The organism is Paenibacillus agri (genome assembly GCF_013359945.1).
GTDB lineage: Bacteria > Bacillota > Bacilli > Paenibacillales > Paenibacillaceae > Paenibacillus_AQ > Paenibacillus_AQ agri.
On sequence record NZ_JABWCS010000195.1, the window covers coordinates 60,501 to 74,522 of the forward strand.

Here is a 14,022-nt window from a genome sequence, read left to right on the forward strand (position 1 = left end):
CCTGAACCGCCGCAAGGGCTAGTTCAGGAGCTTTTTCAATGTAGATATAGGGCGTTTGATAATTCAGTTCACTTTACTGTGCTTTTTCCATTACAGCAAAATAATTCTGTTCATTATCTGCGAAGTTGAACACTCTGCCATTAGGAAGCTCTACAATTTCTCCAACGGTGACATTTTTGTTCTTCAGATCACTATTTAATTGATCGAAATTGTTCGTGAAGTACATTAGAGAAGGTGTTCCCAGATTCATGCCAGGATTCATTTTAGCAACGAATTCCTTGTTATGAAGAACAATACTGGTTGCTGCATCTTTTGGAGCGAGCTCAATAAATCTCACCGGGCCACTCGTTTCATCTGCAATTACCTCAAACCCTAGCTTTTCTGTCCAGAAATCTCTGGATTCATCTTGGTTATTTACATACAACATCACTTGGCCAATTTTGTTAATCATATTTGCACACTCCTTAGGTGAAATAATTTATCTCAAACCTTCGTATTCTAATATACAGGTGATAGTCGACTTATGGGCTCTCTACTTCAAGGACTCCAACCGCTCTTCCAGGCGATTCCAAGTTTCAGTGATTCCTTGCAGCATGCCCATATCCATGACGGTTTTAAGCGCCTCTGCCGATGTATATTCAGCACGATTTATTAGCTTAGTCTTGCCGCCCAAATCTATAAAATCCAACGTGATAAGGGTCGATGGCAGGGACTCATTTATATTACCCTCGGCATCACAGAAGTAATCGTTGTAGATGATCTTCTCCGGCTCAACGATTTCCTCATAAACAGCTTTGGCCCACGATTCCATTCCGTAAAATGTGCCTTGATTCGGATCAACGCATTTCATACAGTAATGCCATACACCGCCTGGATGGAAATCAATGGTGCATACCGGGATCTCCCACCCTCTCGGTCCCCACCAATGCTTGATATGCTCAGCTTCCTTAAACATCTGAAATACAAGCTCACGCGGGGCATCGAATACGCGTTCCAGTACCAGGAACCGATCGTTCTCTACTCTTGACACCATATTGTTTGACATTGTTACTATCCCTCCCAATCTAATATGATTACGGCTTATCCTTATTCTGCAGTTCACGCAAGTAATTATCCAAGTTATCGAACCGTTCTTCCATAAGATGACGGAAGGACTGTACCCAAGAATCCATCGCTTGGAAGGGCTCAGGCCGGAGTGTATATATCCGACGGTTCGCGTCTATTCTCACTTCCACAATCCCGCTATCGCTAAGCACTTTCAAATGTTTCGACGCTTGTGGTTGACGTAGTCCTAATCGGTCAGCGATTTCGCCGACAGCCAGAGGACCGCTGCGCAACAATTGAACAATATTCATGCGATTCGGTTCAGCTAAAGCACTCAACGTCGTTATGTCCATTCCCGGACTTGTGCCGGACATGTTACTCACCTCTGTATTTAATGGTTGTTATCTAACCATCTCCTTGATTTAGAGTGACTTTCAACCTGCTGATCACAATATACCCTATAACGAATATTCCCGTCAAGGAATATTGAGACGAACGCCACAGGAATGTGATACCAGATATTTAGATACTGCACATCAAAGCATGGACTCATTCTCTACCCATTTCCAAATCTCATCAGGGACGAAAAAAGCTCTCCTCCGTTCCGTCCGAAGACGCATGGGAAGAGAGCTCTATTTATTGTAGAAACAGAAAAGTCCGAACTTAAAATAAACGATTCCACATAAGTAACCTAACTTAAAAGGAACGGGGGGGGGCAGTCAGTGTAAACTTCAGCTACACACGGACCTTAGCATAACGATTAGCCGGACGCTTAAGCCCCAGATGCTCACGCAATGTGCGTCCGGTATACTCTGTGCGGAACACCCCTCTTCGCTGCAGTTCAGGGACAACCAGATTCACGAAGTCATCCAGGCCGCCCGGCAGATGCGAGAACGAGACGTTGAAGCCATCTGCTGCCCCTTTCTTGAACCACTCCTCCATGATGTCCGCGATCTGCTCCGGTGTTCCGGCAAGTGAGCGTTTGTTAGTCACCCGCTCATACAGCTGGCGAAGCGTCAGACCCTTGTCGATCAGATCGAGGATGCCCTTAAGAACGGTTTTGCTCTGATTATACTGATCGATATCCGGACGGAACGGAAGCGGCTCATCAAGCGGGTAGGATGACACATCCTGGCCAAGATGATGGGAAAGAATATCGAGACCTAGCTGCGGCGGTGTCAAGCTCTCCGTGAGCGCAAGTCGCTCCCTCGCCTCTTCCTCTGTCCGGCCGATAATCGGCATAATGCCGGGCAATATTTTCAGATCATCACGGTTTCTGCCGAACTTAGCCATTCTACCCTTAAGATCCTCATAGAACTTCTGACTTGCCAGCAGTCCCTCAGCTGAGTAAGAGCTGACAAGGGCGAAGACCACCTCCGCTCTAGCTGCCGCCATCTCCTTGCCGGCCTCCGAAGCCCCCGCTTGAACCAACACAGGATACCCTTGTGGGGGTCTAGCCACATTGAGCGGACCATGAACCTGAAAATGATTGCCCTTGTGCTGAAGGTTGTGTAGCTTATCCTTATCTGCGAAGTACCCGCTCTCTTTATCAAGGAGCAGAGCATCATCTTCCCAACTGTCCCACAAGCCTTGCGTCACATCCACGAACTCCTCGGCCCGTTCATATCGATTGGTGTGGTCCAGATGTTTATCACGGCCAAAATTACGCGCCTCCTCATCTGTTTGCGAGGTAACGACATTCCAGGCCGCCCGCCCATTACTGAGGTAATCCAGTGTCGCCAGCTTCCGGGCGATATGGTATGGCTCATTATAGGTCGTGGATATTGTCGCTGCCAGCCCGATATGCTCTGTGGCTGCGGCCAGCGCTGAGAGTAAAGTAATGGGCTCAGGACGAATGCTGTTAGCATGGCTGATGCCCGATTCGAAGCGATCCCACACATACAGCTCATCTGCATAGAAGAACAGATCGAATTTCCCGCGTTCTGCAGTCTGAACGATATTCTTATAATAGTTGAAATCAAGCAGTCCTTGGGGATTCGCGTCAGGATGCCTCCAGCTGGAAATTTGCCCTCCTGCCGGGAAAAACATCATCGCCCCAAGCGTCATTTGCCGCTCTGGTTTGCTCACTTTGTTAACCTCCCTGTTATGTGTTCTTAACGTGAATAACGGTTGACTGGCCGTGTCAGGCCCAGCGTATCCCGCAGCGTACCGCCAGGATATTCCGTGCGGAATAGTCCCTTGCGCCGTAGTTCTGGCAACACTAGCTCTATAAAATCGTCGAGGCCTCCTGGGAGATGCGCGAATGGCATAATGAATCCATCGGCCGCCTCTTCTTTAAAATAAGTTTCCATCACATCCGCAACTTGCTCTGGTGTGCCTGCAAAGCTGTTATTGTAGATTTTTTTGAACAACTGACGCGGCGTTAGGCGCTCTTTTTCCAACAGCCGGATAACACGATCAATTCTGCTCTTGCTCTGATTATTATTTTCCTGGCTAGGAATAAAAGGAAGCGGCTCGTCCAGCGACAAATGAGAGATGTCCTGTCCTAAATAATGCGACAGCAGATCCCGGCATAATGCATCAGGGATCAGGTCTCCGACAATTTCAAGCTGCTCCTTGGCCTCGGCTTCTGTCCTTCCGACAATGGGTATAAATGACGGCATAATTTTCACTTCATGCGGCTCTCGGCCATATTTGGCCAAGCGTCCTTTTACATCCCGGTAGAACGCCTTTGCATCTTCCAATGGAACGAATGGAGAAAATATAACCTCGGCTGTTCTCGCTGCGAGTTCCTTTCCGGATTCAGAAGCACCTGCCTGAACCAGGACAGGATGGCCTTGCGGCGGACGGGATACATTAAGCGGCCCGCGAACCTTGAAAAACTCACCGGAATGATTCAGGTAGTGTACCTTCTCAGGATCAGCGAATTCTCCCGACTCCTTATTCATTACAATGCTGTCCTCTTCCCAACTGTCAAACAGGCCCAGCGTGACATCGACGAACTCGGCTGCCCGTCTATACCGCGTGCTATGCTCCAGATGCTTTTCCTTATTGAAATTTTGTGCCTCTTCATCAGCTGAAGAGGTGATTACGTTCCATGCGGTTCGGCCCTTGCTAAAATGGTCCAGCGTTGCCATCTTCCGAGCTATATGATAAGGCTCGTTGTACGACGTAGAAATCGTAGGCGCCAGTCCGATATGCTTCGTAACAGATGCCAAAGCAGCCATTAACGTAATCGGCTCCGGACGGATGCTGTTTGCCCCTCGGATGCTGGAATCATAGCGATCCCAGACGTACAGATTGTCTGCATAGAAGAACAAATCGAATTTGGCGCGCTCCGCTGCCTGAACGATATTTTTATAGTAATCGAAATCCAGCATTTGCGAGGCGTCCACCTCCGGGTGCCGCCAGCTGGCAATATTCTCGCCGGAGGGATAAAACATCATCGCTCCAAGTGACATTTGACGGTTATTATTTCCCATATAAGAGCTCCTCCTAAAATACGATTTTTAATAAAGCGATTCAAACGGTCATCGAACAGATCTCTGTCATGTTACGATGACCGTTCGATTGCTACTTATCTCAACGGCAATGCTGCCAATTATCTAGCGATTATTTCAGAAAACCTTCCTGCTTCAACCATGCTTTAGCCACATCTTCCGGCTCTTTCTGCTCCGCATCCACCTGTCTGTTCATCTCGCGAATGGCTTGAAGGGATACTTTGTTGCTCAGCTTATTAAGCACTTCTTTAAGTTCAGGATGTGCCTCCAGTGTCTCATTACGTACGAGCGGTGCAGCGTAGTAGGGAATAAAGATATGTTTATCGTCCTCCAGCGGAACGAGATTGTTCACCTCAAAAATACCTTTCGTAGCCAAGGTTATCATTACATCTGCTTCTTTACTTTTCAGAGCTTCCAGCTGTAACGGTGGACTGGAGATCCCCAGAAGCTGCTTAAAGTTAAAGCCGTACGCTTCCTTAACGAGTCTATATCCGTCTGGACGGTTGGATTTTTCGATCATCGGATCTGCTGCAAAGATTAATTCGTTTGAATGCTCCGCCAATTGCGTGAGATTAGTAATTCCGTATTTATCCGCAACTTCCTTCCGTATAGCAAACGCGTACGTACTGTCAAACCCGAGCGGATCCAGCATGGTCAGGTTTTCCTGCTCGTTCAGCATAGTCTTAACCTTGTTATAGACCTTCTCAGGATCACGCTCTGGCTCCTGCTTTAAAATGTTCATTAGTGCAGTGCCCGTATACTCCACATAGGCATCGACATCGCCTTTCTTAATCGCTTCCCAAAGTATATTATTATCGAGCTTCACTGTTTCTACATCAATCGAAGTATTTTCCGTCACAATCAGTTTTAGCAACTGTTGCATAACATTTGACTCGGTATTCCCTTTAGTCGCGATAACGATTTTAGAGGGCTTAGCATTACTGCACCCCGCAATAACAAGTACAATGATAGCTAACAATAGAATGCTTACCTGCTTAAACGTGCGCTTTTTCAATTTCTGAACGAATGATCTCTGAGATGTTTGCATGACTTTCTCTCCATTCTTAGATGTTTAGTTGGATTTATTCTTACGGAGCCCTTTGGGCGTTAAGAATCGATTGAGTTGCAGTAAGACGATATTGATCAGAATAACTAGCAAAGATACAGGGATCGCGCCTTCCAATATTCGTGCAGTATTCATATCATTAATCCCTGTTGTAATAATATCTCCAAGCCCGCCAGCAGCAATGAAGGTCCCGATTGTAGCCATACTAATCATCTGAATGGCCATTAATCTTACACCTGCCAAAATGTAGCTGCGTGCAATCGGCACTTGAACCATCCATAGCAGCTGCCAGTTTGACATTCCCATCCCGCGACCTGCTTCAGTCAGTGCAGGACTGACAGAAGTGATACCCACATAAGTATTCTGGAGTACCGGCAAAATACCATAGAAGGTAAGCACGATCAGGGCTGGTTTAAAGCCGATGCCGAATACTGGGACCATAAAGCCGAAAAGTGCCAGGACGGGAATCGTCTGTACGGCGGAAACAACCGTAATAACGGAATTGGCTAGTTTTTTATGGCGCGCAAGATAGATTCCAAACGGAATTGAAATCAGACAAGCCAATGCCAAAGAAAGAAGAGACAACTCGATATGCTCCAGCGTTTTTTCAACAACTATTGGCCAATCCTCCTGTAGCGTGTTCCAAAAATGGTTCAAGTGACATCCCCCCATTCTTGGGTAGATGCATAGCTTTTTCTCACTTGTTTTAACTCTAACTCCATAACTTTCATCACCTTCGAATCCTTTCTCCAAAACAAAAAGGTCTCACCTTCCCGTCGCGTTAGCTTACAGGAAAATGAGACCTCCGAATGGTATGGTCGACCTCTAAAATTATTAAATTATGATAATCAATAATCACAATTTAATATTAATTTCATTCTATAAAATTGTCAACAACTATTCTTTATTTTCTTATCGGATTTATCTGTTTTTCTATATATGTTTTCTGAATTTTTAATTATAGCTCTTTTTTCAGCCCGACCTTTTCACTGCTCCAGTCCCATAGCTCAACTGCACGACTGACATCGTAGGACTCCTCGGAAGAGGCAATGTCCTTTGTACCGTCCCAGTACGTTCCACTCTTCACCGATTCTTTTAATACTAACTGAGCAAGATCATTGCCAGACTGTTTGGTTGAACGAATACCTGAGCTGACGAAGCGGAACAACGGCATGATATGATTCCAGGCAAATTGCATAACGGGATTATAGTCTCTAGCCAGTGCCGAGCCTTTGCCGGGCATCATACCAGGATTAAAGGCGACGACGGATATGGAGGGCTTGGACTGCTGAACCCGGCGAGAGAGCTCATACGTAAAATACAAGTTAGTAAGCTTGGAGGTCGCATAGCGGACCATTCCTTTAGAAAAATCGTTCAGATCACTCAGATTCTGATCTGAAGCCGCAGGATCGGCCATAGTTCCCGGACTAGCGTAGCGCACAGATGTCGCGGAATTGCCCCTTGATTGGTGCGTATCACTGCTAACAACAACGATACTTCCCGGCTCCACCAGCTGATTATAAAGTAGCCGTACGAGCAGGAAATGCCCCATATGATTGACACCAAAGGTTGCTTCAAGACCATCCGCGGTTACTTGAGTGCCCTGTACAAAAGCAGCACCAGCATTGCAGACGATTGCATGTAGCGGAGGAAGATCTGCCTTTATGAATTGAGCTGTGAATTGCTTAATCGACGGAAACGAGGATAAATCCAGCACCATCGCAGATATATGTGGGTTACGAGTAGCCTGAATCAAGGTCTGTGCCGCTTCATTTCCTTTTTGCTGGCTGCGTGAGGCAATAACGATATGCCACTCCGTTGAAGAGCTGGCAATGACTTTGGCCGTTTCAAAACCGAGTCCTGTATTGCCTCCTGTAATAATGACCGTTTTTGCAGCTGTCTGCATTTATCATTCACCTCTACTCTTCTTTTGAAGTTTCCGTGCAATTCGTACCGCTTGGATTTTCGAAAATCTCCCGAAAGTTCTGAATCTTAAATTCAATAATTTTTTGAATTTCAGACAATCTGGCAATTTCGTTTTGAATATTCCGATTATGCTCCTCTAGCAGTGACAGTCTCCCAGGTATGGTCTCATCACCGGAACTCGTCATTTCCTGAAATTTCTTCATTTCCGCTATCGTCATTCCAGTAGCTTTCAACCGGGTTAGAAAGAGAATGCTATGGATTTGTTCCCGGCTATACACCCGATGCCCGTTTTTCTTCCGATCAGCATAGGGCAGCAACCCAATTTTCTCATAATAACGAATTGTATCTTCTGTTAAGCCTGTCAATTGTGCTGCTTCCTTGATGGAGGTGACAAGCTCCGGAATTTTCTGGATGAGATTAGCCCATTCAGTCTTACCAGGGAATTGGGACATTTTCGTGAAAGAAGCCTCCTTATAGATCTATATCAGGGGTCCACCGTATTTTGCCTTTTTAGAATGGCATTTATAAATAGTGGCCTGTTAAATGTACAACTTGGAGTACACTCCAAGTCAAGACATCCGATCTAGCGATTGTACTTCAATGTTGTCCTAAAATGATCTCGTTTAGTATGTAATCCCGTGCATACAAACAGAAAAACACCTCCAAAGTCGTTCACCACATCCTCTGACATGGGAGCATACTCTGAAAGGTGTTTTGTTTTGTAAAGCCCAAGGGGGAGAGAATCCCTGCATTATGTGTTAAGCTGTTCACGGCTTGTTAGGAGACATCATTCGCTCTAGGAGTTGTCTAACTTCCTCGGTAGAGAAAGCCTCAGCCAATTCTTCATTAAAAGTGACCATAGCGCTATCTATTTTAGATTGTCCGAGATCTGTCAACGCTGTATAAATACTGCGGCGATCTTCATCACAAGAGATTCTTTCCAGAGCACCACAACTTCGCGCTTCAAATCGGCTTACAAGTCTGGATATCGCACTTTGGCTCAGCCCGATCATGGACTCCAATTGTTGTAAACGAAGTTTCTTCTCAGGTGCTTGCGACAAAAACATCAACAAGTAAAAATCATTTAAAGAATAATTATGTTTTTCCATTAGCTTTGCCTCTAATTTATTCGCAACAGTACTTTGCATTTGTGTAAAGGCTAACCAGTTAGCGATAAGATTATTATTAGACGTAGTAGTCATCTTACACTTCCTTTCTAAAGGTAATGCTGTACAACATCTATCCTATAATATCATAAGAGATCATATAAGAGTTAATGATGTACTCGCAGGTTACCTTGTCCAATACACAACAGCACTTATGGAATAAGAAAGCGTAATAAATGATTAGGGATGCAATTCCAGCTTCTATAGCCAATCAATCTGAATTAACGAAATCCCATCGCGTACTGTTTAGGGATGCTATTCTCCTGTTTGAGGGAATCTGCAGCAGTTAATGCCCAATATGGATTTCTCAACATGCCTCGGCCTACGGCAACAAGGTCAGTATCTTCATTAGCAATAACTGCGTTCGCAACTGCCGGCTCATCCAATTTACCTACGGCAATAACCGGAACTTGCAACGTTTGTTTGATCTCTCTAGCTAACGAAATCTGATAAGCCGCCTGTGTTCCCGGGGCATTAGCAGGTGATACAGGGCCCTCACCACCGGAGCTGACATGGAACATATCTACTCCTGCTTCTTTGTACGCTCTACTGAATTCCACTGCTTCGGGCAAATCATACCCTCCATCCGTATATTCCTTGGCAGAGATACGCATGATTAATGGCATTCCTTCAGGCATCTCCCCTTTAGCTGCAGCAATTACTTCTTTACCAAACAAGGTTAGATCCTGACCGTATTCATCTATTCTGCGATTCGTTAATGGTGAATGAAATTGGTGGATGAGGTAGCCATGTGCGCCATGCAGCTCGATAACGTCCACTCCGGCTTGCACCGCACGTTTAACGCCGAGACGGAACTTCTCCACCATACCCTTCACTTCTTCAGTAGTAAGCTCCCGCGGAGTTTTGGATTTTGAGCTAAAAGGAATAGCTGAAGGCGCAACCGGAACGGCAGCATCCTCTGCCTTACGTCCAGCATGGGCAATCTGAATTCCAACCTTTGCGCCATGAGCATGAACGGCATCTACAATTCTAGCTAGAGCAGGGATTTGCTCATCGTTCCAGATTCCAAGATCGTAATCAGAGATGCGACCATCCGGTTCTACATCTGTCATTTCTATAATAATCAATCCAGCTCCACCAACCGCCCGGCTAACATAGTGATTGTAGTGCCAGTCATTAGCAATACCATCTTTGTTGACTACGGAATATTGACACATCGGAGGCATAACGACACGGTTCTTCAATTGCAAGGAACGGAGTTCAAACGGACTGAATAAATAATTCATGATTTCTCTCCTCTGTATATGCAAATTTGATCAGTAATCAACTTGCAAGTTGTAATAATCAGCATGTGAAATATAGATGCATGCGTATGCATATAATATATTAAAATAAAAATCCATTGTCAACTGTAGTTCTACGAAAAGAAAAACACCGCCCCGTAGGGCGATGTAAAATAACTTGTTTTTTCGATTGTCCGATAACATGTCAGAACATCTATTTATGGAGTTATAGCCGATTTTTTAGTAACAATAATCTCTTAGTTTCTTACTCCATCTGGAAAAAAATCTGCTTTTTTCAGATACACAACGTCGATCCTCTCATGTAAAGGTCCATTTTGCTCCGTTCTCTCCTTAAGCTCGAGCCATTCCTGATCTTCCTGAAAAGCCTTAAAGTTCTGTTCCCGCGCAGCCAGATCTTTATGCTCAAGTACATAATACAAACGATTCGTGGATTCATCCGCTTCCACCCAAAACTCAGTGACCTTCATATGATGCTTGGCAAAAATGGATATCGTGCCATCCCGGAATCGATCCAGTATGGATTGCATGCGGCCAGGAATGACATGGTAAACCCGCAGCTCATATAGCATAAACATCATCCTCCGTTCATTTTATGAATGCAAGTATTATTCCCGTTTGCAAGAAGTTCTATAGCTTACCACCGGCCAGCACTTTGTCCACCATCGACGTGAAGCGTTTCACCGGTTACGAATTGCGCAGATTCCAGATACAGAATCGCATTCACAATATCTTTAGCCTCGCCCATTACACCAATAGGATGCAACTTAGCCAAGAAATCATGTGTCTCTACAGGGTGCATTGGCGTTTTGATAATCCCTGGCGCTACTGCGTTTACGCGAATGCCTTTATCGGCATACTCAATGGCAAGTGATTTTGTTGCCGCCGCTAAACCGCCTTTAGTGAGGGCAGCAAGTACGGATGGCACACCTTTGATAGGCTGCTCAACGGCACCACTCGCCGTGATGTTAACGATGTGACCAGCACCCGTCTTCAGCATCTCAGTCACCGCACGCTGGGTCACGTGGAAGAATCCTTTGAGATTGACGGCCAGCTTGGATTCAAGATCCTCCTTAGTGTAGTCTGTGAATGATTTCGATATAAATATGCCGGCATTGTTCACCAAAGTATCGATACGTCCAAAACGCGATAATCCTTCAGCAATCAAACGTTCTGCGATCTGTGGATCTGAAATGTCGCCGATAACATAAGCGATGTGCTTACCTGTTGGATCGATTTCCTTAGCAGCTTCCACCAGGAGTTGCTCACGGCGCCCGTTGATCACGACATTTGCACCTTGTTGTACCAACTCAATCGCTACTGCCTTTCCGATACCGCTGCTTCCGCCTGTAACTACTGCCACTTTATTTTGAAAACTCATGTTGTTATCTCCTTTGTTTACCTTTTAATAGGTAATTGTATTTATCTGCCCACTCATCATACAATGATATCTGCTATCATGTATAATACAGAATCATGATGCCAAATATCTATAATCAAGATACCTAAATCAACTCTACAGGAGGTCAACATGGATATTCAGTTGCTCAAAGTGTTTTTCACCACGGCTCAGGAAGGAAGTATATCGAAGGCGGCCAATAAATTAAACTTTGCTCAATCCAATGTGACGCATAAGATTCAACAGTTGGAAGCTGATCTGCAGACACAGTTATTTTACCGCCACAATCGGGGCATTACGCTTACCCCTTCCGGCCAAACCCTGATTACCTATGCTGAGAAAATATTGCATGTCATTCAAGAAGCGAGATTGGCTGTTGGAGACGCTGCAGTCCCTGCAGGACAGCTCCACATTGGGTCTCTGGAAGCCACTGCTGCCGTTCGGCTGCCTGCGCTGCTTACTAAATATCACTCCGAATATCCGGCGGTTGATCTTTCTTTAATCACAGGTCCCACCGAACAGCATCTGCATGGGGTTCTTCACTATGAATTGAACGGAGCATTCGTCTCGGGTCCAGTGGACCATCCAGAATTGGTTCAAGAAAATATCATTGAGGAAGAAATGGTACTCGTTACCCCCCTCTCCCATCCGCCCGTCCAGTCAATCCATGATATACAGCTTCGCACGGTTCTTGTCTTTCCAAGCGGTTGCACCTATCGGTCCAAATTAAGTCAGATGCTCCAGGAAGAAGGGATCTCGCCTGAAAAGATGATGGAATTTGCATCGCTCGAAACGATCATCGGCTGTGTCAGCGCCGGCCTGGGGATTTCGCTTATGCCGCGTTCCATGGTAGCCGTGTCGGAGCAGCAAGGCCGTGTCCGCTGTCATACCATCTCTGACAAGCATGCCGTCGCCCAAACTGTGTTCATTATGCGAAAAGACACTTTAATGACGCCTGCCTTATCAACCTTCTTGTCGGAAATGCGGTCCCACTTTAGCTAAAGCATTGGAGTTAACGCTATATAAAATGTATCGAAGTGTAATTAATGGCATTTTCGTACCTTAAATCCTCTGCCGCTACCGGTTAGAGGAGATTAAGTGCAATATTGTACCTTAAATTTTCCAGAATACCCCGTACAGCCTGCTTTTTCGAAAAATAGGATACGAAAATGCCCTTATCTCCCTCTTTTGCCCTTATCGAAGGAAAATAAGGTACAAAAATGACGTTAATTGGGTAAGTGTCCCCTCTTTTTCACTGTTAAGACATCTGGTGCAGGGGAATTGCCGCTTCTAGTTGTTCGGCTTACATAGCACAATTAAAATGCGATTTTCAGCAATATAGAACATATGTTCTATATACGTAAAAACAGCATTTTTATCGACACACGACTCATATCGTTTATTAATATCGCAAATAAGTCATAATTCCTATAATATACCTATTTGAGTATTCAAATCGAGTATCTTCTCAAGCGAAAAAATGCGAGAATTACCGATCACGAACATATGTTCTTGTTACGAAATAGATCATTCACCGTTAACTGGAGTCTATCATTGGTTGGAGGTAACATAAAAATCAACTCGGGGGGAACTACGTAGAAAATCCATACGAACAAAGAATATGGAACTTGCACCTGAACTTGAACAAATAGCTTTGCAAAAACACGTTAATCTTTTGGTTTCTTGCGCCGCTCTTGACGTGGCTTTCTAAACCAAGTAAAGAACGACAATCCGAATGCGATAATCACAAAGTACACAGGCTGAACCCAAGGATGTTCCAACATCACATTAGATTTCCAGAAGGCTATCCAGTTTGTCATCTAATCGCCTCACTCACTGGTCAGATTTTTCTTTTTTTGCCGAATCCATGAAACAATCATTAATATCATTGGAATCACGAACATTAACGATATATAAACCGGACTAAACGGAACGACCTTTTCCACCACAGCAATATGCTCAATGACATTGGGAGCCATCGTCATCCCTAACACGAAAGCAATGATGACCACAGGCAGAATAAAAATGCGGCTGCTTTGTGTGTAAGTCAGCTTTTGAACGCTACGGATCGTGGCAAACAAATAAATAAAGGTCTTCAGGAATGCCATAAAGCAAAAATAAAGAACGCCTGTAGCATCAAGTTGGGTAATAAAGTCTGCCACAGAGATCACTTGGATCAGCGCATACATCGGGTAGGTTGCCCGCTGGAAAATCGCTTCCCCGAATACGGAAATGGCCAAGGCATCGGTGAAAGCGATAAAACTGCCGGCCAGCAATGTTGAAACAACCATGGTCCTTCCTACTTTCCCTTTGGGCTTGACAGAAGTCCAGATTAGTGCCAAGGCCAGAGATTCCCCATAGGATTGGATAACTCCTAACGGCCATACAACTTTCCATATCCTGCCCCACCCTTGGTCCAGTAGTGGAAAAAGATTTCTTGTATCTACAACTCCAGAACTAAATATTAAGATCACTTCTACCGCATAAATGAGGGCCAGGATCGGCAGTATCAGCTCGGCGAGCCGCCCCATTACTCGTATTCCCAAAAAAAGAGCATAGGCGAGGGCAATCATAAACAAAATCAAAATGGCCCAGGGAGGCGTGCGGGGCAAAATGGTTGAGGGTACTAAATTATTGATGTCCGCCACGATTCTCCCGGCGATATACAAAAATAAAAGTGGATGGAGCCAGGCAAGAG

16 protein-coding genes are annotated in these 14,022 nt (G+C 45.1%); 1 reads left to right on the forward strand and 15 read right to left on the reverse strand.

The genetic code is table 11. The features are described from left to right. Nucleotides 1-73: 73 nt before the first annotated feature. From HPT30_RS06345 to HPT30_RS06405, 13 genes are all read right to left on the reverse strand, one after another. Nucleotides 74-451, reverse strand: a complete 378-nt coding sequence (locus HPT30_RS06345) for a VOC family protein (RefSeq protein WP_175370586.1) — start codon at nt 449-451, stop codon at nt 74-76. An 81-nt stretch (nt 452-532) separates the two neighbouring features. Continuing rightward, entirely contained in the window at nt 533-1,045 is a 513-nt protein-coding gene (locus HPT30_RS06350) for an SRPBCC domain-containing protein (protein WP_175370587.1), read from the reverse strand. 28 nt (nt 1,046-1,073) lie between these two features. Beyond that, nucleotides 1,074-1,418: an ArsR/SmtB family transcription factor gene (locus tag HPT30_RS06355; protein ID WP_175370588.1), complete on the reverse strand. Its 345-nt coding sequence runs from the start codon at nt 1,416-1,418 to the stop codon at nt 1,074-1,076. Between the two features lie 361 nt (nt 1,419-1,779). Beyond that, complete coding sequence (locus HPT30_RS06360; RefSeq protein ID WP_312876306.1) at nt 1,780-3,132, reverse strand: LLM class flavin-dependent oxidoreductase; 1,353 nt, start codon at nt 3,130-3,132, stop codon at nt 1,780-1,782. 26 nt (nt 3,133-3,158) lie between these two features. Then, nucleotides 3,159-4,487: an LLM class flavin-dependent oxidoreductase gene (locus HPT30_RS06365; RefSeq protein ID WP_175370589.1), complete on the reverse strand. Its 1,329-nt coding sequence runs from the start codon at nt 4,485-4,487 to the stop codon at nt 3,159-3,161. A gap of 130 nt (nt 4,488-4,617) precedes the next feature. After that, entirely contained in the window at nt 4,618-5,553 is a 936-nt protein-coding gene (locus HPT30_RS06370; protein WP_175370590.1) for an ABC transporter substrate-binding protein, read from the reverse strand. Nucleotides 5,554-5,577: 24 nt separating this feature from the next. Continuing rightward, nucleotides 5,578-6,228: an ABC transporter permease gene (locus HPT30_RS06375; RefSeq protein WP_246316957.1), complete on the reverse strand. Its 651-nt coding sequence runs from the start codon at nt 6,226-6,228 to the stop codon at nt 5,578-5,580. Between the two features lie 301 nt (nt 6,229-6,529). Beyond that, the gene (locus HPT30_RS06380; RefSeq protein ID WP_175370591.1) at nt 6,530-7,477 is read right to left on the reverse strand and encodes an SDR family NAD(P)-dependent oxidoreductase; all 948 of its coding nucleotides are present in this window, start codon (nt 7,475-7,477) and stop codon (nt 6,530-6,532) included. A gap of 13 nt (nt 7,478-7,490) precedes the next feature. Then, complete coding sequence (locus tag HPT30_RS06385) at nt 7,491-7,949, reverse strand: MerR family transcriptional regulator (protein ID WP_217622275.1); 459 nt, start codon at nt 7,947-7,949, stop codon at nt 7,491-7,493. 315 nt (nt 7,950-8,264) lie between these two features. Beyond that, nucleotides 8,265-8,699, reverse strand: coding sequence for a MarR family winged helix-turn-helix transcriptional regulator (locus HPT30_RS06390; protein ID WP_175370592.1), 435 nt, complete (start codon nt 8,697-8,699; stop codon nt 8,265-8,267). A gap of 185 nt (nt 8,700-8,884) precedes the next feature. Then, nucleotides 8,885-9,910: an NADH:flavin oxidoreductase/NADH oxidase gene (locus HPT30_RS06395; protein WP_175370593.1), complete on the reverse strand. Its 1,026-nt coding sequence runs from the start codon at nt 9,908-9,910 to the stop codon at nt 8,885-8,887. Nucleotides 9,911-10,164: 254 nt separating this feature from the next. Beyond that, a complete protein-coding gene (locus tag HPT30_RS06400) occupies nt 10,165-10,497 on the reverse strand; it encodes an NIPSNAP family protein (protein ID WP_175370594.1) in 333 nt (110 codons plus the stop codon). A 65-nt stretch (nt 10,498-10,562) separates the two neighbouring features. Continuing rightward, the gene (locus HPT30_RS06405; protein WP_175370595.1) at nt 10,563-11,306 is read right to left on the reverse strand and encodes an SDR family NAD(P)-dependent oxidoreductase; all 744 of its coding nucleotides are present in this window, start codon (nt 11,304-11,306) and stop codon (nt 10,563-10,565) included. Nucleotides 11,307-11,456: 150 nt separating this feature from the next. On the opposite strand from HPT30_RS06405, the gene HPT30_RS06410 reads away from it, so the two are divergent. After that, nucleotides 11,457-12,326, forward strand: coding sequence for a LysR family transcriptional regulator (locus HPT30_RS06410; RefSeq protein WP_175370596.1), 870 nt, complete (start codon nt 11,457-11,459; stop codon nt 12,324-12,326). 665 nt (nt 12,327-12,991) lie between these two features. Here HPT30_RS06410 and HPT30_RS06415 read toward each other — a convergent pair. Both HPT30_RS06415 and HPT30_RS06420 read right to left on the reverse strand, forming a co-directional pair. Continuing rightward, a complete protein-coding gene (locus HPT30_RS06415) occupies nt 12,992-13,144 on the reverse strand; it encodes a hypothetical protein (protein ID WP_175370597.1) in 153 nt (50 codons plus the stop codon). 9 nt (nt 13,145-13,153) lie between these two features. After that, nucleotides 13,154-14,022 (reverse strand): GerAB/ArcD/ProY family transporter (locus tag HPT30_RS06420; protein WP_175370598.1); only part of this gene is annotated, 869 nt, incomplete at its 5' end.